Origin of the sequence: Pseudoalteromonas sp. A3, assembly GCF_025942345.1 — a bacterium.
GTDB classification, from domain to species: Bacteria; Pseudomonadota; Gammaproteobacteria; order Enterobacterales; family Alteromonadaceae; genus Pseudoalteromonas; species Pseudoalteromonas atlantica.
On record NZ_JAPCKL010000006.1, the window covers coordinates 166,767 to 191,850 of the forward strand.

Sequence of the window (25,084 nt, forward strand, 5' to 3'; positions counted from 1 at the left end):
AACAATACGACTATGTCTTTAAATCGAGCAAAACATTCTATTTTTTAGAAAGTTGAGTGCTTATTTTGATAATTCGTTTATTTGGCATAATAAGCTTCATGATTAAAAACACAGACTTAAGCTGATTTCTAATAACTTTTTAGTGCAACCCTATATTTTGTATGGTTATTTTTGGCTTTTATGTCTACAATCACTTTTTAGGGACGCAGAGCTTAAGGAAAACTTATTTTTACTTCATCGCTTAAAAGCCAGCTTTACAGGTTACTCATCCTACTTAGCATTCCCGGCGCCGCTGTGACGGTATTTACGCTATGGTATGAGCGTGATGCTGCCATTGAAAAAAGTGGAGAAAGAATAGTAAACATCGCTAAGCAATTGACACAACATCAAAAAACAATGGTTGATGATGTTAAACGTATTACTATTTATTTAGCCGATAAAACAGCAAAAAATGAAACACTCCCCACAACCTGCCCTAATTACTTTTACGAAATAAAAGCCCTTTATAAGAATATTGCAAATATAGGTATTGTTGATAAAAATGGCGACCTACAGTGCGTGACAAATGGTCGTAGTAAAAATATTAATATTAGCGATCGTACTTATTTTCAAAATGCCATTAGTAATAAAAGTTTTTCGGTGGGGTATTTTCAATACGACCGAAGTATTCAAGCGCAAAGTGTCAATTTTGCCTACCCAATTATAGATAGTAATAACCAACTAAAAGGCACACTGGTTACCGTTATTGCATTGAATTGGTGGAATATCGCCTTAAGCGAAGCTAAATTACCTAACAATGCCAAGGCCGTTATTGCCGACTCTAATGGCTTAATACTGGCCAACTACCCTAATCAACCACGTAATTTAGGCCAAAAAATTACCGACATAGATTTACTTCACAATAAAAGCTCGTTAACCGTGTTTAAAAATGCAGAAGGCGAAAACCAGGTTTTTCATCGCTCAGTTATATACAAAGACGGCCATGATAATAATTTAGATATTTATATAGCCGTTTCAGTTGAAGACTTTATTAATACAGTTAATGAAAGCTTTGCTAAAACCATTTTTGCGTTTTTATCGGCTATTGCCCTGTTGGTGCTGCTAGCTAGGCGCTTAATTAAACAAAGTATATTTAAGCCTATCGCTAATTTAACCAAAGCCACAGATGAACTGGCAAATGGCACTATGCCCAAACATATTAAAAAGCCCAATAGCCCAGAGCTGCGCGCGCTTTATGACCGTTTTGCTGTGATGGCACAAACCCGGCTATCTGCAGAGGCTAAATTAAAAAATAAGCACAACGAATTAATGAGCTTATTAAATGCTTTACCCGATACCTACATACGTATAAATGCCCAAGGCAAAATCCTTTATATTGGCGGCTATATTAGCCCTGTGCTAAATGTTGAGACAGGCAAAGCTTTAAAATTAGTGGATGTACTCTCTGAGGCCAACGCAGAGTTACTGCTTTCTCAATTAGGTACTTTAGATGGCTCACAAACCATTGAGTTTACATTGTTTAAAAAATCTAAAGAGCACTTTTTTGAGGCAAGAATCAATGCACTCACTAATAATGAATACATTATTGTTCTTAGAGATATAAGCCAAAAAAAGGTCAACGAAAAAGCACTTCATTTAGCGTCGCTTGTTTACAGTAATAGTAGTGAAGGGATGATGATTACAGACCCCGACGGCATTATTTATGACGTAAACCCTGCGTTTTGCGAAACAACCCAATACAGCAAAGAAGAAGCGATAGGTAAAACCAGTCGTATTTTAGCATCTGGCAAACACTCAAAAGCATTTTATGAAAAAATGTGGGCAGAGCTCAGAGAAACTGGCCGTTGGCAGGGTGAGATAATTAATCGTAAAAAAAATGGCGACACCTATAGCGAATACCTCATTATAGATACCGTGTACGATGATAAAAACATGCCTACTCGCCGGGTGGCCATTTTTACCGACCTAACAGAAAAAAAACAAGCCGATGAAACCATATGGCGAAAAACTCACTTCGACCACTTAACTGATTTACCAAATAGGCTAGAGCTTAAAGAGCGTTTAAATAAGCGTTTTGATGAAGTAACTGGCGACAAATGCGAACTTGTTGTGATGCTGCTCGATATTGATCACTTTAAAGATATTAACGACACGTTAGGCCATCATTATGGCGATAATCTACTTAAGTTAGTTTCTCAACGGATAATTCAAGCTGCAATAAACGCCAGTTTTGTCGCACGTATTGGCGGTGATGAATTTGTGATTGTATACGACCACGTTAAAAGCAGTCGCCATATAAACCAAATTGCCAGCAATATACTGCAAAGCCTTTCATCAAGTATACAGCTTGAAGACGAGGAGCTATTTATTAGCGCTAGTATGGGCATTGCATGCGCACCTAGCGATGGCCAAAGTACAGAGCTGCTATTAAAAGCTGCCGACCAAGCCATGTATAAAGCTAAAAATAACGGCCGTAATGGGTTTGAGTTTTTTTCAAAAGATATGCGTATTCATGCGCAAGCGCGTATGCAGCTATTAAAAGATTTACGCTCCGCCATAGAGCTTGAACAATTTGAGCTATTTTATCAGCCTATTGTGGCATTAAACGATTTGCACATTCATAAAGCCGAAGGGCTTATTCGCTGGCACCACGCTAAAAAGGGGTTAGTCTCGCCGGCGACGTTTATACCGCTTGCTGAGGAAACTAGGCAAATAAATGCGCTGGGCCAATTTGTATTTACGCAAGCAATACACACCCTAAAAGAAATAAACACCACCATGGGTGAGCAATTTCAAATTAGTATAAATGTCTCTCCTGTGCAGTTATCAACAATCGATAGCGGAATTGACGATTGGTGTGAGATTTTAAAAGCAGCCAAACTACCCGCCTCCTCTATTGTGGCCGAGATCACAGAAGGCCTTATGGTAAACCCAGAGCCACTAACTCAAAGTCGCTTAAAAACATTAGTCCAGTCAGGTGTACAATTAGCGCTAGATGACTTTGGCACCGGCTATTCATCGCTCGCGTACCTGCAAGAAATGGATACCGATTACCTAAAAATAGATAAACGCTTTATTGATAATATTAAAGCAGGGAGCCAGGAGCTTGCTTTATGTGAAGCCATTATTGTGATGGCCCACCAGCTTGGCCTAAAAGTTATTGCTGAAGGAATTGAAACGCAGCAACAAATGCAACTACTACTAAAAGCAGGATGCGACTACGGGCAAGGTTATTTGTTTTCAAAGCCAGTGCCTAAAAAAGAGTTTATGACGTTGCTGAGCAGCAAAAAAATGGTTATTGCCAATAATAAATAAGTAGTTACGCAATAAATAGAGTGTCTACACGGTCAGGTAGTTTAATCAATAGTAAGTAGTAACAAGGTTTAAAATGGCAAAGGCAACACTCGAGCAATGGAGAATGTTTAAAGCTGTTGTAGAGCATGGTGGGTTTGCCGGTGCTAGCAGCGCTGTATTTAAAAGCCAATCAACCGTGCACCATGCAGTGCAAAAGTTAGAGTCGGCACTGCAAGTAAAATTGCTTGAAGTAAAAGGCCGTAAAGCGTATTTAACCGAAAACGGTAAGCTTATATTGCGCCGCGCCGAATTTTTAATAGATGAAGCCAGCAAAATAGAATCGGTTGCTAATACGTTAAGCGAAGGTATTGAAAGCACATTAAAAATAGCGGTAGATGAAGTGTTTCCGCAGCATTTATTGTACCAAGCGCTAAGCCATATTAATGAGCAATACCCATTGGTAAAAATAGAACTGATAGAAAGCGTACTTAATGGCGCAAACGAATTACTTACCAATGCAGTGGTCGACTTAGCAATTACCTCTATTGCGCTTTATGGCATTAATTGCCATAGCTTGTGCGACATAGAATTTATTGCCGTTGCGCACCCGGATCACCCCCTGCACCAGCGCACTGAACCACTGACCTACAGAGAGCTTAAATTACACAGGCAAATAGTTGTTCGCGATTCGGCCACCCACACCAGCCACGACGACGGCTGGCTTGGGGCAGATATGCGCTGGACAGTAAGTCACTTACGTAACTCTATTGATATGGTTAGCCAAAACTTTGGTTATGCATGGCTGCCTAGTGCACAAATTAAACCTTATCTTAAAAACAACACACTTAAGCCCCTTAATTTAGAGCAAGGTACAACCCGCTCCTTAAAGCTTTATTTAATGTGCACCGACAATGACCGTTTAGGCCCCGTTGGCCAAGCATTTACTCAGCATCTCATAAGCTTGTGCAATAACGAACCGGGCTAAGAGTTTGTCGGCTCATCTACATCAAGGTGATCAGCAACGTAGGCGCCGCGTTTACCGCGTTTTTTAGCGGGGCCTTTGGTACTATCTTTCGCTGTTTGTTGTTCGGTTGCCGCATTTATTACCGCCCCAAGCGTAATAATATAGGCACTTATATAGAGCCACATTAGCATAATCACTACCCCGCCTAACGAACCATACGTTTCGTTGTAGCTTGCAAAGTGAGACACATAAAACGAAAAACCAATTGAGGCTAAAATCCATAATACAGTCGCAATACAAGAACCAAGTGTGATCCAGCGCCATTTAGCGGGTTTTCGGTGTGGTGCATAGCGATACAAAAGCACCAATGCAAAATTAAACATAAAGGCGAGTAATGGCCACGATATTAACTTTATTAGTAAGTCTATACTTTCTTTTAAGCCTACTAAATTAAGTACTATGGGTAAAATACCTATAATTAGCAAAGCAAAAATAGCCACTAAAATAGCCCCCACCGAAAATAAAAAACGTACTAACTGAGCATGAAAAAAAGAGCGCTTTTCGTATTCATGATAACTAATATTACAGGCAGTAATAAGCGCTTGGCTGCCTTTAGAGCTACTCCAAATAGTAAGAATAAGTGTACCAATTGCACTTAAGCTTAAACTGGCGTTAGAGGTTTGAGCCAAGCTCGAGACCTGAGATAAAATTAAATCGCTCGTGCTTTGCGGTAATAAGGTAACTATTTTACTCAGGTGTTCACTAATATCGGTGGGCGATGAAAAGTACGCATACACAGAAACCATTGCAGCAATAGCAGGAAAAATAGCAAGTAAGGCATAAAACGCAACGCCCGCTGCAACCAGCGATAAGTTGTCTTGGCTCATTTGCTTAAAAATACGTTTGGCTATGTCCCACCAACCAATAACCGGAATGTGCACTGGCTGCTCGGCATGTTGTCCCCGTTTAGGTTTGCTCATTGTTTGCTCCTTTTTAGCCTATTATCGAGCAAAAAGTTTGCCAAGCTGTGCTTGTGGCATTGGTATTAAACTTGCTGCTTGCTAGATTATTTAAAATACCAAGGTAATACGCCATGAACAGCCTTATAACTATGCTAATTGCAGTGAACACCACGGCTGTGAATGCCTTAAATACCCCAGAAAGCGTGCTCAGTTGGCAGTATTTATACGCCCAAAGTTTGCAATTACTTCACGCAACAGCGCAAATATTACCCACTCTTTTATTAGGTTTTATACTTTTAACTATTAGCTACTTTGTCGCCAGTCCCTTGTCTAAGGTGTTAGTAAAACCGCTCATTTATATGACCGACAGTAAACTTGTGCACTTAGTGGCCAAACGCGGGATTAGCATTTTAATTTTATTGCTGGGCGTGTATTTATTTTTACGTTTAGCAGGACTTACCGAATTTGCTATTGCCATTATGAGCGGTACCGGATTAATAGGCTTAATATTGGGCTTTGCCTTTAGAGACATAGCAGAGAACTTTATTGCTAGTTTGCTGTTGAGCGTTCAACGGCCATTTAAAATAGACGATGTAATAGAAGTCGATGGCCGCTTAGGTGTGGTTAAAAAGGTCACCGCTCGCGCAACCACCTTAGTTGATTACGATGGCAACCATATACAAATACCTAACGCCACGGTTTATAAAAATACCATTAAAAACCTAACTGCAAATCCAAAAATGCGTGCCAAGGTGGTGATTGGCATAGGTTACGATAACGATATTCGTTACTGTCAAACGCTCGCCCTTGAAATTGCAAACAAGCAAACGGGTGTGATTACTGAGCCACCAGCACAAGTGCTGATCAATAATTTAGGCAGCTCAACAATTAACTTTAATCTGTTTTTTTGGGTTAACAGCGAACAACATAGTCCGTTAAAAGTGGCCTCGCAGTTAATGCGTGAGCTAGTAACCGAATTTACAGCGCAAAACATCAGTATGCCAGATGATGCCCGCGAGCGTATTTTACTCAGTGCACCTGATGAGAGTGATACACAAAAGCCCACCAATAAAGCTGAGCAACCTTTAACTGCTCAGCAAAGCTCTAAGCAGCTGCAGCAGCAAAATGAAACGGTTGATGATGTAAGTAGTGATACCGACGAAATTCGTGATCAAGCTGAAAAATCACGGGATCCTGAACAGGGTAAAAATATTATCTAAGCTAAACGTATAAGAAAAAATAAAACCACATACAGCCAATTTACAACTTAATAATGTTTTAAACCCTAAAAAATCAAAAAATATGATTAATTAATGCATTAAATATAACTTTTGTTATATCAATAATAAAAGTTATACACCTATCAACTCATTGATTTTAAATGAGTTATTTATAAATCATCATTTAAGCCGCCTTTAACCCGCCTTTCATTATTAATAATTATTCAAAAAGTTATATTAACAAACCACCAACCAAAAACAATAAAACCAATAACATTCAATACGTTATTAACAAAACCGTGCTTGGCATTATTAATGCAATAACAATAATCTAACAACTTTAGAGCTTAATTATGCACGTGTACAAACAACCCCTATCTAAAAAGGCTAGCGAAAGCTTGTCCATATCATTGCAAGCCCCTTGTGTGGCCTGTGCACGTGCCAGTGCAATATGCGCGTTAACGCCCTAAGCAAAAGTTAAATAGCTCCCACTAAATATTATAAATAATTGGAATAACACTATGACCAGTACAACAAGTATTAATAACAACGAGCCTAAAAAAATGGCGCTCTGGCTAAAAATACTCATAGGTATGATAGCGGGTATTATTGCCGGCATGCTGTTAGGCAATAATGCTGAATATATAAAACCAATTGGCCAGCTATTTATTAGCGCCATTAAAATGTTAATTGTACCGCTTATATTTTGCTCATTAATTGTTGGTGTTACCTCAATGAAAGACACCACTAAAATGGGGCGTATTGGTGTTAAGTCAATCGTATTTTATTTAGCCACCACCGCAGTAGCCATTTCGATTGGTTTGGGTCTTGGGTTGTTGTTTGAACCTGGCGCAGGCTTAAATATGGTTGCAACCACAGTGGCTGATGCTAAACCAAGCCCTACCTTAGTAGACACCATTGTAGGTTTAGTACCAAAAAACCCAGTGGGCTCATTAGCCTCAGGTAATATTTTACAAATTATTGTGTTTGCGTTGAGCTTAGGCATTGCTTTAAACCTAATTGGTGAAAAAGGCGAACCCGCTAGCAAAATGTTTGAAAGCCTAGCCGATGCAATGTACAAGTTAACTGAGCTTGTAATGAAGCTGGCGCCATACGGTGTATTTGCATTAATGGCTTGGGTATCTGGCAAGTACGGACTGGATGTTTTACTGCCACTTATAAAAGTAATTGGCTTAGTGTACCTAGGCTGCATTATTCACGTTTTAGTGTTAGGTGGCGGCTTTGTAGGCTTACTAGGCAAGCTTAATCCACAGCGTTTTTATAAAGGTATTATTGAAGCGCAAATTATTGCTTTTACCACCACAAGTAGCTCAGGTACTTTACCTGCCAGCATTAAATGCGCCACCCAAAACTTAGGTGTATCGCGTACTGTATCAAGCTTTGTACTGCCTGTAGGCGCCACTATTAACATGGATGGCACCGCTTTATACCAAGGCGTATTAGCACTGTTTATTGCCCAAGCCTTTGGTATTGACCTCACCACAACAGATTACTTAACCATTACAGCTACAGCTACTTTAGCCTCTGTAGGCACCGCTGGTGTACCCGGTGCAGGCCTTATTATGCTTTCGCTAGTACTGACCACCGTTGGCTTACCACTTGAAGGCATTGCAATAGTTGCCGGTATTGACCGAATTTTAGATATGGCGCGCACTACCATAAATGTAACTGGCGATTTAATGGTTACTTTATTAATTGGCAAAAGCGAAGGCGAGCTTGACGAAACCCTTTACAACCAAGATAACACAGCGGCTCAACCCGCTAAGCAATAACCCTCGATTTAGTAATTTTATAGAGTACAAACCATGACTAGTAAACTTATCTATTTACCCGTTGCATTAGGTGTTATTGCCTTAGCTAAGCCAGCCCACGCTGATATTACAATTGAAGGTTTAAATGGCCTTGAAGCCGTTAAGCTATTTGGCGATATGCGTATGCGCTTTGAGCGCACCGAAGGCGATACAATTGACTCAACAAGCCGCGCCCGTTTGCGTGCCCGATTTGGTATTAAATACGCGGCTACCGATAACTGGTCTGCGCAAATGCGCTTTAGAACAACCTCAAGCCAACACGATTCAACCCATCAAACCTTTGGTATCACCGATACCAGCGATAACGATGACTTTGGTTTAGACCGCGCCTTTATGAAGTACACAGGGCTTAGTAACACCCAAGTATATATTGGTAAAGCGGCACCCGTTTATATGCATTCATCAGAGCTGCTTTTTCGTGACGATATAGCACTAGAAGGTGTACAAGCTAACTGGAGTAACAATACGTTTAGCGTTAATGCGGGGCATATTATTCTTGAAGAAAATGTCGATAATGGCGAAGGCAAGCGCGATGCTAGCTGGCAACAGCTACAAGGTGTATATGCTACAAGTTTTAATAACATTAACCTTAAAGCCGGTATTGGCGGAATTTTTGTTAGCGCCTCAGATACGGCTTATGCCAGTGCTGAGTCGGGTCTTGATAATGACCAAGCAGGCAACGTAATGACCTATAACCTTGATGTACGTTATGGCGCAGTGCGCTTTGCAGCCGATTACTACACAAGCGAAGCCGATAGCGAAAATACAGCGTTTACTGTACATGCTCGTTATCAAATTAATAAACAGTTTGGTCTGCGTTTTTACGTGCTACGTACCGAAGCCTATGCATTACCTATGAACGGCGCGTTTACGCAAACTAATACTCCGGGTTCTTATACCAATATTAAAGGCACACGCGTACAGCTAGATTACAAAATTGCAGAGAACCTAAATGCCGATTTAAGATGGTTTAGCGTGGATAATATTAATAACGATATACCCACTAACAACAATGGTCGCGATCGCATTCAAGTAAACCTAAACATGAAGTTTTAGTACTAAGGCATGTTGACCAATCGTGATTAAATTTACAGTAGTGGTTTTGATATTTAGCAAAAGCGATTATTAAGCCCACTCGCTTAAAAGCCAGCGCCTTGCTTAAACTGCCCTAGCTTGAAAAACGTTAATCTACACAGGTCAACATCCTCTAAATAGGCCCAACCAATAAAAGCGATTTAATAGCCGATATTAAATCGCTTTTATTTTATTAAACAGCCTTAAAAAGACATAACTGCCTTACAAAAAACCTTAATTAACAATTAATTTATTCTTATTTAGTTTAAAGTATAAATAGATAAGACTTGAAACCATGATAAATTCGTTAGTACCTAATTTATATAAAATTAAAATACAGACTATAGTCCCCTGCTGCCAACTAAAAACAACCTTTTTGCGGCTGTAAAAGGAACATAAACGCCATTTTATTTGTACTGTTTAGACAATTTACTAACGCACTACCACAACTAAAAAATGCAGAGGTTTACTCACTTGTTTATTAAACAAAACGCTTGGTTTTATGTATTAAAAATAGCGCTACTAAGCCTACTGGGTTTCAATAGCCTAAACTGCATTGCACAAGCTAATTTATCGCAGCCTAAACAAATTATAGTGGGCGGAGATTTTAACTACCCCCCTTATGAGTTTATTAACGAAGGTGGTGAACTTACAGGTTACAACGTAGAACTTAGCCAAGAAATAGCCGCTGTAATGGGGCTTAATATAAAAATAAAGCTAATGCCCTGGGCCGAAATAAGAGCCGAGTTTGACCGTGGAAATGTGGATATTTTACAAGGCATGGCCGCCACACCCGAGCGCACCGATCTGTATAACTTTAGCCCGCACACGTTTGTTAACCACTCTATATTTGCGCGCGACAATAGCCCTAAAATAACGCACTACAGCGAGCTTGAAAACTACCGCGTTATTGTACAAAGCAATGGCTCAGCATTTGATATGCTTAACCACTCAGGCTTAAACATTACCCTTATACCGGTTGAAACCCATGCCGATGCCCTGCGCTTGCTTGCCTCTGGCCGCTATGACTTTGCAGTGGTTTCAAACTTACCCGGTTTATATTTAAGTAAAAAATTGGGGCTATCAAACATCACTGCTATTTCTAGCCTAGAAAGAAACCGGCTTTATGGCTATGCCACTAAAACCGCAGATGAAGCGCTGTTATCGCAATTTACTCAAGGCTTAGCTATTTTAAAAAACACCGGCCGCCAGCAAGAAATTTACGACAAATGGTTTGGCCCGTTAAACGTATCACCTTGGTCAAAAGCTGGTGTAATAGCGGGTATATGTGTAGTGGTGCTGCTACTAATTAGTACCGTGGTGATAATTTGGAACAAAGCCCTGCGCAAAAAAGTAGAAAGCCGCACCAAAGAGCTACAAGCGCAGCAGTTACAGCTACTTCATGCAGATAAAATGGCCTCACTGGGGGTACTGGTTTCGGGAGTCGCTCACGAAATAAATAACCCATGTAGTATTTTAACGTTAAATTTTCCGTTTATAAAAGAAGCCTTTGAAGATGCAACAGATATACTTGATGAGCATCAAGCACGCCAAGGCGATTTTCTTGTTGCCGGTGTAAGCTATCAGCGCTTTAAACATATGCTGCCAGAAATTTTAGACGATATGCACATTGCCAGTAACAAGGTAAAGGGCATAGTAGAGGATTTAAAAAGCTTTGCCGTAAAAGGTGAAGCATCGCATGAGAAAACTGAGCAGCTAGATTTAAACCTACTAACAAACCGCTCTATTCGCTTAGTCACAAATCAAATTAAAAACTCGACAAACCACTTAGAGGTTAACTTAGCCAACTCACTGCCTGCGTTTAAAGGCAGCGGCAGCCGCATCGAGCAAGTAATCGTTAATTTAATTTTAAATGCCTGCCAAGCGCTTGAAGACAAATCGCAAAAAATTATTATCACCAGCTATTTCCATACTAAACACAATCAGGTTGTGCTGAGCATTGAAGATCAAGGCGTAGGCATTGATCAACAGCACTTAATTAAGCTCACCGACCCGTTTTATACCACCAAACGACAATCTGGCGGCACCGGCTTAGGGCTTTCTGTATCAGCGGGGATCGTGGCAGATCACCAAGGCCAACTCACCTTTAAATCAACCCTCGGTAAAGGCACAAAAGTAAAGCTATCACTACCCTTATTACAACACGAGAGTGAACTATGAATACTAATTTATATCCTAGTTTTGAGGTCCTCATTTGTGATGACGACAACAGCTTTTTACGAAGCATATCGTTTGCAATAGAGCGCTACTGCGGCATTAACAACATTGTACAATGTAATGATAGCCGCGATGTAATTGCCAAACTAAACCAAGGGAATGTTCGCGTTGTATTGCTTGATTTAAACATGCCACATATCAGCGGTGATGAGCTTATAGCGCAAATTACAGAGCTTTTTCCGCATATTTCGGTGGTGATCATCAGCGGCATTAACCAAGTAGAAGCCGCTGTAAAATGTATAAAATTAGGTGCTTATGGTTATCATGTAAAAACAGAAGATCCAGAACGCCTAAGTAATAGCATAATGCAAGTGGTGCGTTTTCAAGAGCTAAACCTAGAAAACCAAGCCATGCGCGGCTATCTGCTAGAAAACCAAACAAGCCTGCATCCTGCGTTTTCTAAAATTATCAGTGTAGATCATCAAATGCATTCGGTGTTTAATTACATTGAGTCTATATCAAATAGCCAACAACCCATTCTTATTACCGGAGAAAGCGGCGTAGGAAAGGAGCTTATAGCCAGAGCCATTCACGAAACCAGTAGCTGCAGTGGCGAACTTGTGTGTGTAAACGTAGCCGGCCTTGACGATAACTTATTTTCGGATACCTTATTTGGCCATAAAAAAGGCGCTTTTACAGGCGCTGAGCAAGCCCGCAAAGGCATGATAGAACGCGCATCAGGCGGGATACTATTTCTTGATGAAATTGGCGATTTAAACCTGGCCTCGCAAGTAAAGTTATTAAGGCTTTTGCAAGAAGGCGAATATTACCCAGTAGGCAGCGATACCCCAAAGCGCATCAACGCGCGCATTATTGCAGCCACGCATCAAAACTTACTCACTAAAAAAGAAAATGGCGAATTTAGAAACGACTTATACTACCGTTTAAAAATTCATCATGTAAATATTCCGCCGCTTAGGGAGCGCAAGCAAGATATAGCCTTATTACTCGAGCACTTTTTAACGCTTGCCGCACAAGAATTTAATAAACCGGTGGCAAGTATTCCAAAAGAATTATTAATTTTACTCGAAAACTACGCTTTCCCGGGCAATATAAGAGAGCTGCGCGCCATGGCCTTTGATGCAATGAGCACCCACCAAAGCGGCGCACTGTCTATGAAAGCGTTTGAAAGCGTACGCAGCGCCGTGCCTAAATTAGATATGCAAGCCCAGCTTGCAAAGCCCTTATTTGAGTCAACATCAACGCTACCCACTTTAAAACAAGCCGCAGAATTACTGGTAGCAGAAGCGATGAAACGTAGCAACTCAAATCAATCAATGGCAGCGCAACTACTCGGTATATCGCAGCCAGCACTCAGTAAGCGACTTAAAAAAGGACAGCCTGAGCCTTAAAAAAAAAGTACTTCATCAAATTTTAGGCACAAAAAAGCCCGCAGCGTCAACTGCGGGCTTTTTTGTTGAATGAGTGAGTTAGCCTATAAGCCGGGTTCTGTCCTTTCCGAAGAAAGTGATAATCATTCGTCTAGGCCATAAATCGCTCTATGGCTCAAGCAACCTACCCGGTTCCAACGTGGGCCACGCCATAAGGAACCCTATTTGGTCTTGCTCCGAGTGGAGTTTACCTTGCAACCAACTATTACTAGCGGCCCGGTGCGCTCTTACCGCACCCTTTCACCCTTACCAACCCGAGGGTTGGCGGTCTCCTCTCTGCTGCACTTGTCGTGGGCTCACGCCCCCCAGCCGTTAGCTGGCACTCTGCCCTGTGGAGCCCGGACTTTCCTCCCCCTGATCATTTTCGTCACAGGCAGCGATTATCTTGGCTAACTCGGCGCGCATTATACATGAGCTGTGCCTTGTACGCAGTAAAGATTTACTCTTTTTCGTCAATAATTGTTTTATACAGGGCGTTTTTCTTCATTCCAAAGTATTCAGCAACAATACCACAGGCTTTTTTCATCGGCATTTCGCTTTCAAGTAGCGCCAGCATTTTACGCGCCTCTGGCGGTATATCGTCTACTTGCTTGGGTTTACCTGGCAACATGAGCACTATTTCGCCGCGTTGCTTGGTTGGGTCATCAGTTAAAAACTGCTTTAACTCACTTACGCTACCATTAAAAAAGGTTTCAAAGGTTTTGGTAAGCTCTTTTGCAAATACCACTTGTTGCTCACTACCTAAGGCCGCTTCTAAATCATCTAGGCTTGCCATAATACGGTGGGTGCTTTCGTACATTATGCTGGTAATGCTTGAGTTTACAGCTTCTATGAAAAAATCTTGGCGGGCTTTACTTTTAGCCGGTGTAAAGCCAATAAACTGAAAACGATCTGTTGGCAGGCCTGAGCAACACACTGCAGTAATAGCAGCACACGCGCCGGGCACGGGTGTTACATGCGCGCCTTGCTCGCGGCACAGGTTTACAACGGCATAACCTGGGTCGCTTATCAGCGGCGTGCCGGCATCTGAGACTAGCGCGATATTTTTGCCTTCGTTTAGCCAATCAATAATTTGCTGCGCTTTTTGTTTTTCGTTATGGTCATGTAATGCAAAGGTTTTAGCCTTTATACCAAAGTGGCTTAGTAGCTTACCGGTGTGGCGCGTGTCTTCAGCAGCGATTAAGTCAACTTGCGATAATGTCGCGATGGCACGCTGGCTTAAGTCGTCAAAATTGCCAATTGGGGTGGCAACAATGTAAAGAGTGCCAATTTTCTGTGAATTCTCCTCATTTAACATTGAGGTCTCCTGCGTCAGTCAGTAATATAAGCAAATCGCGTTAACGTATTGGGAAATCATTGTGCGACTTAAACTTGTTAGTCTATTAATTATATTGTCAGGGTTATCGGCCTGTAGCACAACCGAAAAACCAACTAAAAATAGCGATAGCATTAACACCAGTGCGAATGCGCTGCAAAATCAAGCAACCAGTGCCGATGCTATTTATAAATTAGCGCTTAATCGTACCGGTGCCGACAAAATTCAATTGCTTTATAGTGCGCGTGATGCGGCTATTTCGGAGCAAAGCTGGCCGTTACTTGAAAACATTTGTAATGAGCTTGAGCAAACCCCAAGTGTAGATAAAATTCAAAACCGCTTATACATTGCTTATGCACAAAAGCAGCAAAATAAAAACGACCAAGCGCTCGTTATTTTGCAATCGCTCGATGGCCAACTTAAACAGCCTGAACACTTTGCTTGGCATCAATATTTAACTGCTAGCATATATGCATCGCAAAACTTTCCTAAGCGCGCCGCACCTTATTTTTTTAGAGCCTCAGAAACTGCGAATAAAAATAATATTGAGATCCCTGCTCTGCAAAGTGCGCTGTGGGATAACTTAACAAAGCTGTCTTCTTATGCGCTGGAGCGCTTTAATCGTGGCTCTGTTATACAACAAGGTTGGACTAACTTAGCTTTATACCACCAGGTATATGCAAATAGCGATGTAGAGCTTGACCAAGCCATTAATAATTGGCGCCGTCGCTACCCTGGGCACCCTGCCGTAGCTATTTTACCCGAGCAAGATGAAGCCCTAGCCGACCTAGCACCAGTTAATATAGAGCGTTTAGCTGTACTTTTACCGCAATCAGGCGCAAATGAGCGTTTAGGTGACGCCCTAAAGGCCGGCATTTTGGCAGGGCTTGATAAGCAAACTATTAGCGACACTGTTTTTATAGATGAAAACCTTGCAACCCAAGTGCTAAGCGAGCAGCTGAGCCAATTTAATCCAGACTTTGTGATTGGGCCATTATTAAAAGCGAATATAGATAAACTTGCGCAAGCTAAAACACTTATTGATACCCCAACTTTACACTTAAATACATTTGATGGTGAGCGACTCTCGCTGCAACATTACTTTTTTGCTTTAAACCCTGAGCATGAAGTGCAGCAAGCGCTGGAGCACTTTTTAGCTAAAGGTTATCAAAAGCCTATGTTATTAGCGCCTAATAATGCCAATGGTCAACGTTTGGTTGATTACTTTAATATTCAGTGGCAGCGCTATAGCGAAACAAAACCGCAAATTGGGTTTTATAACGATAACAAAGACATGCCTAACACAATTACAAGCTTGTTAGAGGTTGATAAATCTAAGCAGCGTATTAAAACGGTTAAGTCTTTATTTAAACAAGAAGTAGAAAGTGAAACCCGCTCTCGTAGCGATATTGATGCGATTTACATTTTAGGCGACGCTATAGAAACACGCCTGATAAAACCTTATTTAGATGTAAATGTAAGTACTTTTGCACAGCGGATACCGCTTTATGCCAGCTCTAAAAGCCATAGTAAACAAATAGATCGCACCGATAAAGGCGATTTAGAAGGGCTTTACTTTACAGAGCTTCCGTGGATGCTTAATGCGACAGTTAAACAACATAATTTACGCAACCAATACAACACGCTGTGGCCTGAAAATGCCGATATAAGCCAACGCCTATTTGCCATGGCTTACGATGCCGTGTCGGTGCTAAGCGACATTAGGCAATTGAGTGTAATGCCCGGTAATAAGTTTACAGGTTTAAGTGGAAAGCTTTCGGTAAATACAAGCGGACACATAGAGCGTACGCTTGATTGGGCACAATACACAAATAGGCGCATAAAAGCCGTACAGCTAGAAACAAAGCAGCCCGTGCCTTTATTTATGCAATCAGCCAACGAAAGCACTACGCTTACGTTTGATTAATCTGGAGCGGCTATGTCGTGGTTTAAAGAGCTGTGGCAAAATAGCCGAGAAAAAGGCCAGTACTATGAACGCCAAGCAGAAAAATACTTAACCCGTGAAGGGCTTACGCCTATTGAGCGTAATTATTATTGCCCCTTTGGTGAGCTTGATGTGATTATGAAACACGGCGATACGCTTGTATTTGTAGAAGTTAAGTTTCGTAAAAACAATGCGAGAGGCGGTGCAAATTATGCCCTTGGCGCACAAAAACAAGCACGACTAAAACGCACTATTTATCACTACTTGGCAGCAAAAAACTTAACTAATCAGCCTATAAGAGTCGACTATGTTGCCATTACAGGTGAAGGCTCTGGCAATATAAATTGGATCAAAAGCGTACTTTAACACCACGCAAACAGATTAGTAAAACGCCCAGCAACAAACAAAAATGACGAATAAATTATTGGTAGTCTATGCAAGATACAATTAAAGAAATTTTTACAGAAAGCATTCAAGTACAAATAGCAGCAGGCGAAGTACTGCCAAGCGCACTAGAGTCTGCGGCATTTACCATTGCACAAAGTTTAATTAATGGTAACAAACTCCTTTGCTGTGGCACGGCAAACTGCCATATGCTAGCGCAGCACATGGCCGGCGTATTAGTTAATCACTACGAAACAGAGCGCCCCTGCTTACCTGCTATTGCGCTATCTCAAGAAAACATCAATTTAGGGCAAAGTAGCCAAGTAGATGAGCATGATACCTTTGCTCGCCAAGTACGTGCCTTTGCACAACAAGGCGATTTACTGCTTGCGTTAGCAATTAATGGCAACGAAAAACATATTATTTCTGCTGTAGAAGCGGCACTTACTAAAGATATGAAGGTCATAGTGATGGTAGGTGACGATGGTGGAGAACTCGTTGGCTTATTAGGCCCTAATGATGTAGAAATTCGTACGCCTTCTAAGCGCCCTAGCCGCATTATTGAATCTCACTTAGTTAACTTACATTGCTTAAGTGAACTGGTTGATTTAACTCTTTTCCCGCAGGATGAAAATTATGTTTAAACGCTCTCTTATTGTTTTAGGTACTGTTGTTTTACTGCAAGGCTGTGCAGCCGCAGTGGTTGCAGGAACAGCTGGTGCAGTAACAGCAGCAAATGATCGCCGCACCATTGGCTCACAAATAGACGACAATAATATAGAAATTAAAGCCAGTATTGCGCTTAGTGAAGTTGAACGACTAGAAAAGTTCGCCAATGTAGACGCTATAAGCGTTAATGGCATTGTTTTACTAGTAGGTCAGGTTGCCAATCAAGAAATGAAAAACCAAGCTCAGCAGAGCATTGAGGGGCTCTCAGGTATACGTAAAATACATAACCAAATTAGAATTGGCTCAAATATTGGAATTACCACACAAACGCATGACTCGTGGCTAACCTCTAAAGTAAAAGCGCAGCTTTTAACAGCTAAAGATATACCGAGTAATAATATTAAAGTAGTGACCGAAAACGCTGAAGTATTTTTAATGGGATTAGTATCTGAATCTGAGTCTAACCAAGCGGTTAACATTGCACGCAATGTATCGGGTGTAGAGCGCGTTATTAAAGTGTTTGAATATTTATAAAATACATAAGAAGCCGTTTATGGGCACATAAAAAAACCGCTTAATTAGCGGTTTTTTTGTATTTAAGCGTTACTTGATAACGCGTAAATGTGAGCCTTTTTTCTTTTCTGGCTTTTCTGGCGGGGTTTCATCAATAATTTCATCTGATGTTTCCACACTTTCAAGGTCAGGTGCAAAATCGTCTTCGTCCTCTAAAAACTCATCTGCAGTAAAGACTGTTCCTTCGCCATTTTCACGCGCGTAAATAGCAAGCACCGCACCTAAAGGCACATATACTTGCATTGGCTGTCCGCCAAAGCGCGCATTAAAGCTTAGTTGTTCCATATCTAACGAAAACCCAGTAACGGCAGAAGGGCTAATATTAAGCACTATTTGGCCATCTTGTACAAACTGCGTAGGCACTTGTACTGCTGGGTACTGCGCATCAACCACTAAATGTGGTGTGCAGTCGTTATCTACGATCCAATCAAAAAAAGCACGTAGTAAATAAGGACGATTAGGCGTCATTATAAACGGATCTCACGCTCTGCTTCAGTTAAAGAAGCTTGGAATGACTCACGCTCAAATAAGCGGATCATGTACTCTTTTAGCTCTTTAGCGCCAGAGCCATTAAGCTCAATACCAAACTCTGGTAAACGCCATAATAGTGGTGCTAAATAACAATCCACTAAGCTAAACTCTTCACTCATAAAGTATGGAGCTTCGTTAAAGATTGGTGCAATTGCAAGTAACGCTTCAGTTAACTCTTTACGAGCTTGTGCAGCATCTGCTGTATTGTTAATGATTTTTTCAGCAAGGCTGTACCAATCAGTATCAATACGGTGCATCATTAAACGGCTACGACCACGCATTACCGGATACACAGGCATTAGTGGAGGATGAGGGAAACGTTCATCAAGGTATTCCATGATGATGTTTGCCTGATATAAGCCAAGCTCACGGTCAATCAGTGTGGGTACTGTACCGTAAGGGTTAATTTCGTGAAGTGCCTCTGGCAAGTTATCCTTTTCAGCCAAATGAATATCTACACTTACACCTTTTTCTGCAAGTACAATACGTACTTGGTGGCTATACATACAGTTAGCACCAGAAAAAAGGGTCATTACAGGGCGCTTATTGGCAGCTACGGCCATGCCTATACCTCCATTAAATAACTAAAACAGCAATAGGGGCTTAAGCCCCTATTGCAAAATTACCTTGTAAAATGCTCAAATTAATGAACATCTCTCCAGTATTCTTTCTTAAGCATAAATGCCAAGATAAACAGGATAACTAAAAATCCAATTACCTTAATACCTAACGCTTCTGACTCAAGGCGTGTAGGTTCACCTACATACTCTAAGAAATTCGTTAAATCACGAACCGCTTGATCGTATTCATCAACGCTTAATTCGCCCTTACCATCTGTTTCAGTACCAACAACTTTAGTCACTGTTTGACCATGTTGTTCAACTTCTTCAATGATAGGTGTTGGTAAACCTTGTAGTTCTTGAAGAACATGCGGCATACCCACCGATGGGAATAACGTATTATTTACGCCAAACGGACGAGATTCATCTTTATAAAACGATTTTAAGTAAGTGTAAATCCAATCACTGCCACGCACACGCGCCACATTGGTTAAATCCGGCGGAGCCGCACCAAACCATTTAGCAGCATCTTCTTTTGCGATAGCGTTAAGAATATGGCCACCTACTTTCGAACCATCAAAAATCAATTGCTCTTTGCCAAGCTCGGTTGGAATACCAATATCACGGAAAGTACGTTCATAACGTTGATACTGCATTTGGTGACAACCAAGACAGTAGTTCATGAACAACTTTGCGCCGCGCTGCAAAGAAGGCTGATCAGATATATCGTTACCCGCTTCCATAAGAGGAACCGAAGGGCCCGCAGCCATAACCATGTTAGGCAGCAAGTTTACTGATAAAGCAAATACACCAATAAGTAGCTTTTTCATCATTTCGTTAACCTCTCAGGCAATGGCTTAGTTTTTTCATTCTTACTGTATATAAATAACAGTACGAAGAACATAAAGTAAGTCACAGTACAGATTTGAGAAATTATCGTTTTCATATCAGTTTGTGGAGTTGCACCCACCCAACCTAAAAGAACGAAAGTTACAACGAAACCTGCAATGTTCCATTTGTGGAAACCACAACGGTAACGAACCGATTTAACACGACCACGGTCAATCCACGGTAACAATGCGAGTACCACAATTGACGCACCCATTGCCGCAACACCGATAAGCTTATCAGGGATTGCACGTAAGATTGCATAGAATGGCGTAAAGTACCAAACTGGGAAAATGTGCTCTGGTGTTTTAAGTGGGTTTGCTGCTTCAAAGTTTGGCGCTTCTAGGAAGAAACCATTCATCGCAGGCATAAAGAATACAACCCAACAGAACAAGATTAAGAAACCAACCACGCCCACAATATCTTTTACTGTGTAGTACGGGTGGAACGGTATCGCATCAACAATGTCTTTTTTGTCGGTGTAATACTCATGGAATTTAAATTTAGACTTATCTTCTTCAGCCACAGTGCCTTTTTTGCGTTTTATTTCAACACCGTCAGGGTTGTTAGAGCCCACTTCGTGTAGCGCAACAATGTGTAAGAACACTAAAATTACAATAACCAATGGTAGTGCAATAACGTGTAATGCAAAGAAGCGGTTAAGCGTTGCACCCGATATTACGTAGTCACCACGGATCCAAAGTGTTAAGTCATCACCAATTACCGGAATAGCCCCGAATAACGAAATGATTACCTGCGCACCCCAGAACGACATTTGACCCCATGGTAGTAAGTAACCCATGAAGGCTTCAGCCATTAATGCTAAGAAAATAAACATACCGAACAACCACAGTAATTCACGTGGTTTTTGGTAAGAGCCGTAGATCATGCCACGGAACATATGCATATAAACAACGATGAAAAACGCAGATGCACCCGTTGAGTGTAAATAACGTAATAACCAACCGTATTCAACATCACGCATGATGTACTCTACTGATGCGAAAGCGCCTTCAGAAGAGGGAACAAAGTTCATCGTTAACCAAATACCAGTAAGTATTTGGTTCACTAGTACTAACATGGCTAGCGAGCCAAAAAAGTACCAGAAGTTAAAGTTTTTAGGTGCTGGATACTGTGCAATGTGCATGTTCCAAACACGTGTCATTGGGATACGGTCGTCAATCCAACTAACAATTTTACCAAACATTAGGCTACCCCTTTTTCTTCGCCCACTAAAATAGTGGTTTCATCAAGAAAAGTATAAGGTGGTACTTCTAAGTTCAATGGTGCAGGAACTGATTGAAATACTCGCCCAGCCATATCAAATTTAGAACCGTGACATGGACAGTAAAAACCATCATCTGTCCCTTCAACTTTTTCACTAAAGTTACCTTGGAAAAAGCCTGGAGAACACCCTAAATGCGTACAAATACCAACAGCGACAAAAATCTCTGGGCGTAATGAACGGTAATCATTTGTTGATGATTCTAGTTGTTGTGGCTCTTGCGATTGCGGATCACGAAGTTGACCTTCATGTTCTTTCATCTGCTCAAGCATTTTAGGGGTACGTGATACAACCCATACAGGTTTACCACGCCACTCGACACGTATTAATTGTCCTGGCTCAAGTTTGCTGATATCTACTTCTACAGGCGCACCCGCAGATTTAGCTCGCTCACTTGGATTCCAAGACGCAATAAAAGGAACAGCAGCCCCAGCCGCACCAACACCACCTACAACAGAGGTAGCTATGGTTAAAAAGCGACGTCGGCCATTGTCTACAGGCGCATTGCTCATCCACTTATCTCCACTATGATTCTCAACACTTGCTATATTGAGAACATCAGTTACAGCAGGTTAATTTTTCGAAATTTTTAAAATAGAAGCGATCATAATTAAAACCCTTGATTAAAACAAGGTTATTCACAGCCTCACGCTCGAATAACCCGACTTGATCAATAGTTTGATAAAGTAAGCTCGAGAATAAAGCCGAATGACTATAATAGCGCTTCTGTAAAAACAATATACTGACCAAGATCAACCCCACTACGAGGAAACAGATAAACTGTACATGGTGATGTTGAACTTGCTCATACTACTTGCCAGCCAATTGTAGCAAAAAATTCCACCAATTAACTGATGGATTTACACTAATTGCGATAATTATTTAACTTTTTTGCAGCGAAATGGGTATTTTAAAGCTTTCGTACATTAAATACGCAGTATTTATAAAATATGATCAGCGCCTAGCCTTAAAAAAGCGGGCTTGAGGTAGGTAAGTACTTAAATTTTAATGCCAAAAACAAAAAACCCAGCATAAGCTGGGTTTTTGAATTCTTGATAACGTAAAAATTAACGTTTTGAGAACTGTGGACGCTTACGCGCTTTCTTAAGACCCACTTTCTTACGTTCAACTTTACGTGCATCACGTGTAACAAAACCTGCTTTACGAAGTTGTGGACGTAATGACTCGTCAAACTCCATAAGTGCACGAGTGATACCGTGACGGATAGCACCAGCTTGACCAGTTGTACCACCACCGGCAACGGTGATGTGAAGGTCAAATTTTTCAGTCATGTCAACAAGCTCAAGAGCTTGACGAACAACCATGCGTGCTGTTTCGCGACCAAAGTACTCTTCTAAAGAGCGCTTGTTGATTACGATGTTACCAGTGCCTGGGCGTAAGAATACGCGAGCACTTGAACTTTTACGACGACCTGTACCGTAGTATTGATTTGCCATGATAGTGCTCCTTAAATGTCTAGAACCTGAGGCTGTTGTGCAGCATGGTTGTGCTCAGTACCTGCGTAAACTTTAAGTTTACGGTACATAGCGCGGCCTAAAGGACCACGTGGCAACATGCCTTTAACAGCTTTTTCGATGATCATTTCAGGCTTTGCAGCTTGAAGTTTATCAAAAGTAGTAGACTTAAGACCACCTGGGAAACCAGTATGAGCGTAGTACACTTTATCTTTGAATTTGTTACCAGTTACAGTAACTTTCTCAGCGTTGATAACGATGATGTAATCACCAGTATCTACGTGTGGAGTGTATTCAGCTTTGTGCTTACCGCGTAGGCGATGAGCGATTTCAGTAGCGATGCGACCTAAAGTTTTACCTTCAGCGTCAACTACGTACCAGTCACGTTTTACTGTTTCTGGTTTAGCAACAAACGTTTTCATTTATAAAAATCCAATGTTTTTCAATTAAAACCACAGGCAGTTATTATTAACTACCGCTCTAAGTATGCTATAACCCCTTCGAGTTTTAGACTTTAGCGCCGCTCACAAGTGGCTAAACTATATGAGGACATAGAACGCAACGTGGCAGACGCGGGAGTATACCAGCACTTAAAACACATTGCTACCGAGCGGTTGTTTTTTCCACAAGAAAATTACAAAAATTTATGCATTTATATAAAAACAACAATAAGGCCACTTTAAAGAGTCGATACAGTCGTATTAGCGCTATGCTAAATGCTCTTTTGCTAAATACTCTAAAGACTGCATTTCTTGCAGGCGGCTAATGCAGCGCTTAAATTCAAAGTTAAGATTACCTTGGGTATAAAGCTGCGTGATCGGTTTTTCAGCCGAAATAATTAATGTTACATGTCGCTCGTAAAACTCATCCACTAAAGCGATAAAGCGCCTAGCTGCATCATCATTATTTTGTCCAAGCTGTTTAACATTAGAAATAATAACAGTGTTATATAAGCGGCTAATTTCCATGTAGTCGACTTGGCTACGTGCGGTTTCGCACAATTCGCTAAATTCAAACATCACTACACACTTAGCCACTTTGCGTGTGTTGATTAAGCGCCCTTCTATTTCTATGGGTTGATCAAGCTCCCCCGCCTCTGGCGAGAGCTTATCAAAATATTCAAATAAGTTTTTATCGGCTTGCTCATCTAGCGGGCTGTGAAATATTTCGGCTTGCTCAAGTGTACGCAAGCGATAATCAATACCAGAGTCTACATTTACTATTTCTGTGTTCGCTTTTACCAGTTCAATGGCCGGAACAAAACGCGCACGCTGTAAGCCGTTTTTATATAAATCATCAGGCACTATATTAGAGGTGGCGACTAATACTATATTGCGTGCAAATAATGCCTGCATTAAGCCGCCGAGTAACATGGCATCTGTAATATCTTGAACAAAGAATTCATCAAAACAGATGATATCGGTTTCGGCTTTAAATATGTCGGCAACAATTTCCAGTGGATTGCTTTTATTATTTAGCTTTTTTAGTTCATCGTGAACTCGGTGCATAAAGCGATGAAAATGCACACGCATTTTACGCTCACCTGGCAGCGCTTCGTAAAAGGTATCTACTAAATAGGTTTTACCACGCCCTACACCACCCCAAAAATAAAGCCCTTTAATTGGCTCAGGTTCGCTTTTATTAAACAACTTTGCAAAAAAGCCTTGTTGCTGTGGTTTTTTATTTGTGAGGTCATCGTATAAACGTTGTAAATGGCGCACTGCATTTTCTTGTGCTTGGTCATGTACAAAGTCATCGCGCTTGAGATCTTGCTGGTAAGTTTGCCAAGGAGTCATATCTAATTACATTTTAAACACAGTTTAATTTGCACAACATATTAACACGCATCTTAACTCGGGGTATATTACCCACAGGATGATTTATATTTGAATCAGGCATTATTAGATATTTTTTCCCAAAGGGGTAAAGTTATGGGCACAGTTACGTGGGTAGGTTTAATTATTATTACTGCTGTAGTGGCATTTTTTGTTGGTGCATTCGTTACTAAAAAGCAATTTAAGCAAGATGAATTAAAAGAGCAAGCCGAGCAAGCACAAAACGCGCTTGAGCAGTATCGCCAAGATGTGGCCGATCATTTAGCAAGCACAGGTAAGCTTGTGAATAAAATGAAAGAAAACTACGACCAACTACTCAGCCATGTTGAAGAAACCAATCAACTCTTACTTGATGATAAAAACAAAGCACCTAGCGAGCCGTTTTTCTCTAAAGAAACAACAGAGCAATTACAAGCGTCTTTAAAAGAGCGCGAGGTTGACCGTTCATCTGCACAAGCACAACCTGCCGATTACGTCTCGGGTGAGTCTGGTTTATTTGCAGGGCAAAATGGCGATACAAAACCTGCTAAAGCTTCTTAAAACACTGAGCACGCTAAAATGTTAAAGCTATCTTGAGGAACTTTTTTTTGACCCCATAGTCTTTAAATGTAACAGCTTTATATTTAAATTCGAAAAGGCTGCTTATGCA

General features: G+C 41.0%; 22 protein-coding genes, 1 other RNA gene and 1 pseudogene. 12 read left to right on the forward strand and 12 right to left on the reverse strand.

Annotation, left to right across the window (positions count from 1 at the left end):
- Positions 1-294: 294 nt before the first annotated feature.
- Positions 295-3,315 carry an EAL domain-containing protein gene (locus OIZ54_RS12730; protein WP_264390544.1) on the forward strand — a complete coding sequence of 1,007 codons (3,021 nt, stop codon included), beginning with the start codon at positions 295-297 and terminating at the stop codon, positions 3,313-3,315.
- A gap of 73 nt (positions 3,316-3,388) precedes the next feature.
- On the forward strand, positions 3,389-4,279 hold the full coding sequence (locus tag OIZ54_RS12735) for a LysR family transcriptional regulator (RefSeq protein ID WP_004589125.1): 891 nt from the start codon (positions 3,389-3,391) through the stop codon (positions 4,277-4,279).
- Here the strand turns inward: OIZ54_RS12735 and OIZ54_RS12740 are convergent.
- Complete coding sequence (locus OIZ54_RS12740) at positions 4,276-5,238, reverse strand: YihY/virulence factor BrkB family protein (RefSeq protein WP_096042306.1); 963 nt, start codon at positions 5,236-5,238, stop codon at positions 4,276-4,278. The genes OIZ54_RS12735 and OIZ54_RS12740 overlap by 4 nt on opposite strands.
- A gap of 131 nt (positions 5,239-5,369) precedes the next feature.
- On the opposite strand from OIZ54_RS12740, the gene OIZ54_RS12745 reads away from it, so the two are divergent.
- From OIZ54_RS12745 to OIZ54_RS12765, 5 genes are all read left to right on the forward strand, one after another.
- Positions 5,370-6,440 (forward strand): mechanosensitive ion channel family protein, encoded by a 1,071-nt coding sequence (locus OIZ54_RS12745; RefSeq protein WP_264390571.1) that lies wholly within the window; start codon positions 5,370-5,372, stop codon positions 6,438-6,440.
- Positions 6,441-6,961: 521 nt separating this feature from the next.
- Positions 6,962-8,233 carry a dicarboxylate/amino acid:cation symporter gene (locus tag OIZ54_RS12750; protein WP_264390545.1) on the forward strand — a complete coding sequence of 424 codons (1,272 nt, stop codon included), beginning with the start codon at positions 6,962-6,964 and terminating at the stop codon, positions 8,231-8,233.
- A gap of 33 nt (positions 8,234-8,266) precedes the next feature.
- On the forward strand, positions 8,267-9,328 hold the full coding sequence (locus tag OIZ54_RS12755; RefSeq protein ID WP_264390546.1) for a putative porin: 1,062 nt from the start codon (positions 8,267-8,269) through the stop codon (positions 9,326-9,328).
- 492 nt (positions 9,329-9,820) lie between these two features.
- Complete coding sequence (locus OIZ54_RS12760; RefSeq protein ID WP_248462239.1) at positions 9,821-11,527, forward strand: transporter substrate-binding domain-containing protein; 1,707 nt, start codon at positions 9,821-9,823, stop codon at positions 11,525-11,527.
- Positions 11,524-12,936, forward strand: coding sequence for a sigma-54-dependent transcriptional regulator (locus tag OIZ54_RS12765; RefSeq protein ID WP_004589118.1), 1,413 nt, complete (start codon positions 11,524-11,526; stop codon positions 12,934-12,936). Before OIZ54_RS12760 ends, OIZ54_RS12765 begins: the two co-directional genes overlap by 4 nt.
- Positions 12,937-13,006: 70 nt before the next feature.
- Here OIZ54_RS12765 and rnpB read toward each other — a convergent pair.
- Positions 13,007-13,372: RNase P RNA component class A (gene rnpB, locus OIZ54_RS12770), an RNA gene on the reverse strand.
- A gap of 42 nt (positions 13,373-13,414) precedes the next feature.
- On the reverse strand, positions 13,415-14,272 hold the full coding sequence (gene rsmI / locus OIZ54_RS12775) for a 16S rRNA (cytidine(1402)-2'-O)-methyltransferase (RefSeq protein WP_024033320.1): 858 nt from the start codon (positions 14,270-14,272) through the stop codon (positions 13,415-13,417).
- A gap of 61 nt (positions 14,273-14,333) precedes the next feature.
- On the opposite strand from rsmI, the gene OIZ54_RS12780 reads away from it, so the two are divergent.
- The 4 genes from OIZ54_RS12780 to dolP all read left to right on the forward strand — a co-directional run bounded on the left by OIZ54_RS12780 (position 14,334) and on the right by dolP (position 17,822).
- Positions 14,334-16,217, forward strand: coding sequence for a penicillin-binding protein activator (locus OIZ54_RS12780; RefSeq protein WP_264390547.1), 1,884 nt, complete (start codon positions 14,334-14,336; stop codon positions 16,215-16,217).
- 12 nt (positions 16,218-16,229) lie between these two features.
- Positions 16,230-16,601, forward strand: a complete 372-nt coding sequence (locus OIZ54_RS12785; protein ID WP_004589112.1) for a YraN family protein — start codon at positions 16,230-16,232, stop codon at positions 16,599-16,601.
- A gap of 68 nt (positions 16,602-16,669) precedes the next feature.
- Positions 16,670-17,263 (forward strand): SIS domain-containing protein, encoded by a 594-nt coding sequence (locus tag OIZ54_RS12790; RefSeq protein ID WP_004589111.1) that lies wholly within the window; start codon positions 16,670-16,672, stop codon positions 17,261-17,263.
- Positions 17,256-17,822, forward strand: a complete 567-nt coding sequence (dolP, locus tag OIZ54_RS12795; protein WP_004589110.1) for a division/outer membrane stress-associated lipid-binding lipoprotein — start codon at positions 17,256-17,258, stop codon at positions 17,820-17,822. Before OIZ54_RS12790 ends, dolP begins: the two co-directional genes overlap by 8 nt.
- 69 nt (positions 17,823-17,891) lie before the next feature.
- On the opposite strand, the gene OIZ54_RS12800 is transcribed toward dolP, so the two are convergent.
- The 9 genes and pseudogenes from OIZ54_RS12800 to OIZ54_RS20345 form a co-directional block, all read right to left on the reverse strand.
- On the reverse strand, positions 17,892-18,329 hold the full coding sequence (locus tag OIZ54_RS12800; protein WP_004589109.1) for a ClpXP protease specificity-enhancing factor: 438 nt from the start codon (positions 18,327-18,329) through the stop codon (positions 17,892-17,894).
- Positions 18,329-18,955 carry a stringent starvation protein SspA gene (gene sspA, locus OIZ54_RS12805; RefSeq protein WP_004589108.1) on the reverse strand — a complete coding sequence of 209 codons (627 nt, stop codon included), beginning with the start codon at positions 18,953-18,955 and terminating at the stop codon, positions 18,329-18,331. Before sspA ends, OIZ54_RS12800 begins: the two co-directional genes overlap by 1 nt.
- An 80-nt stretch (positions 18,956-19,035) precedes the next feature.
- Complete coding sequence (locus OIZ54_RS12810) at positions 19,036-19,785, reverse strand: cytochrome c1 (RefSeq protein ID WP_024033324.1); 750 nt, start codon at positions 19,783-19,785, stop codon at positions 19,036-19,038.
- Positions 19,782-21,047, reverse strand: a complete 1,266-nt coding sequence (locus tag OIZ54_RS12815; RefSeq protein WP_004589106.1) for a cytochrome b — start codon at positions 21,045-21,047, stop codon at positions 19,782-19,784. The genes OIZ54_RS12810 and OIZ54_RS12815 overlap by 4 nt, the downstream gene beginning before the upstream one ends.
- On the reverse strand, positions 21,047-21,637 hold the full coding sequence (gene petA / locus OIZ54_RS12820) for a ubiquinol-cytochrome c reductase iron-sulfur subunit (RefSeq protein WP_004589105.1): 591 nt from the start codon (positions 21,635-21,637) through the stop codon (positions 21,047-21,049). Before petA ends, OIZ54_RS12815 begins: the two co-directional genes overlap by 1 nt.
- A 555-nt stretch (positions 21,638-22,192) precedes the next feature.
- Positions 22,193-22,585, reverse strand: coding sequence for a 30S ribosomal protein S9 (gene rpsI / locus OIZ54_RS12825; protein ID WP_024600778.1), 393 nt, complete (start codon positions 22,583-22,585; stop codon positions 22,193-22,195).
- 8 nt (positions 22,586-22,593) lie between these two features.
- Positions 22,594-23,022: a 50S ribosomal protein L13 gene (gene rplM / locus OIZ54_RS12830; RefSeq protein WP_004589103.1), complete on the reverse strand. Its 429-nt coding sequence runs from the start codon at positions 23,020-23,022 to the stop codon at positions 22,594-22,596.
- 285 nt (positions 23,023-23,307) lie between these two features.
- Positions 23,308-24,396, reverse strand: a complete 1,089-nt coding sequence (gene zapE / locus OIZ54_RS12835; RefSeq protein WP_064384781.1) for a cell division protein ZapE — start codon at positions 24,394-24,396, stop codon at positions 23,308-23,310.
- 95 nt (positions 24,397-24,491) lie between these two features.
- Positions 24,492-24,620, reverse strand: a pseudogene (locus OIZ54_RS20345) (hypothetical protein); the annotation flags it as partial.
- On the opposite strand from OIZ54_RS20345, the gene OIZ54_RS12840 reads away from it, so the two are divergent.
- Positions 24,565-24,975, forward strand: coding sequence for a YhcB family protein (locus OIZ54_RS12840; RefSeq protein ID WP_223230608.1), 411 nt, complete (start codon positions 24,565-24,567; stop codon positions 24,973-24,975). The pseudogene OIZ54_RS20345 and the gene OIZ54_RS12840 sit on opposite strands and share 56 nt — an antisense overlap.
- Positions 24,976-25,084 lie beyond the last annotated feature (109 nt).

Coding starts and splice junctions, on each gene's coding strand:
- OIZ54_RS12735 (WP_004589125.1), top strand. CDS start 3,389: ATGGCAAAGGCAACACTCGAGCAATGGAGAATGTTTAAAGCTGTTGTA.
- OIZ54_RS12740 (WP_096042306.1), bottom strand. CDS start 5,238: ATGAGCAAACCTAAACGGGGACAACATGCCGAGCAGCCAGTGCACATT.
- OIZ54_RS12745 (WP_264390571.1), top strand. CDS start 5,370: ATGCTAATTGCAGTGAACACCACGGCTGTGAATGCCTTAAATACCCCA.
- OIZ54_RS12750 (WP_264390545.1), top strand. CDS start 6,962: ATGACCAGTACAACAAGTATTAATAACAACGAGCCTAAAAAAATGGCG.
- OIZ54_RS12755 (WP_264390546.1), top strand. CDS start 8,267: ATGACTAGTAAACTTATCTATTTACCCGTTGCATTAGGTGTTATTGCC.
- OIZ54_RS12765 (WP_004589118.1), top strand. CDS start 11,524: ATGAATACTAATTTATATCCTAGTTTTGAGGTCCTCATTTGTGATGAC.
- rsmI (WP_024033320.1), bottom strand. CDS start 14,272: ATGTTAAATGAGGAGAATTCACAGAAAATTGGCACTCTTTACATTGTT.
- OIZ54_RS12785 (WP_004589112.1), top strand. CDS start 16,230: ATGTCGTGGTTTAAAGAGCTGTGGCAAAATAGCCGAGAAAAAGGCCAG.
- OIZ54_RS12790 (WP_004589111.1), top strand. CDS start 16,670: ATGCAAGATACAATTAAAGAAATTTTTACAGAAAGCATTCAAGTACAA.
- dolP (WP_004589110.1), top strand. CDS start 17,256: ATGTTTAAACGCTCTCTTATTGTTTTAGGTACTGTTGTTTTACTGCAA.
- OIZ54_RS12800 (WP_004589109.1), bottom strand. CDS start 18,329: ATGACGCCTAATCGTCCTTATTTACTACGTGCTTTTTTTGATTGGATC.
- sspA (WP_004589108.1), bottom strand. CDS start 18,955: ATGGCCGTAGCTGCCAATAAGCGCCCTGTAATGACCCTTTTTTCTGGT.
- OIZ54_RS12810 (WP_024033324.1), bottom strand. CDS start 19,785: ATGATGAAAAAGCTACTTATTGGTGTATTTGCTTTATCAGTAAACTTG.
- OIZ54_RS12815 (WP_004589106.1), bottom strand. CDS start 21,047: ATGTTTGGTAAAATTGTTAGTTGGATTGACGACCGTATCCCAATGACA.
- petA (WP_004589105.1), bottom strand. CDS start 21,637: ATGAGCAATGCGCCTGTAGACAATGGCCGACGTCGCTTTTTAACCATA.
- rplM (WP_004589103.1), bottom strand. CDS start 23,022: ATGAAAACGTTTGTTGCTAAACCAGAAACAGTAAAACGTGACTGGTAC.
- zapE (WP_064384781.1), bottom strand. CDS start 24,396: ATGACTCCTTGGCAAACTTACCAGCAAGATCTCAAGCGCGATGACTTT.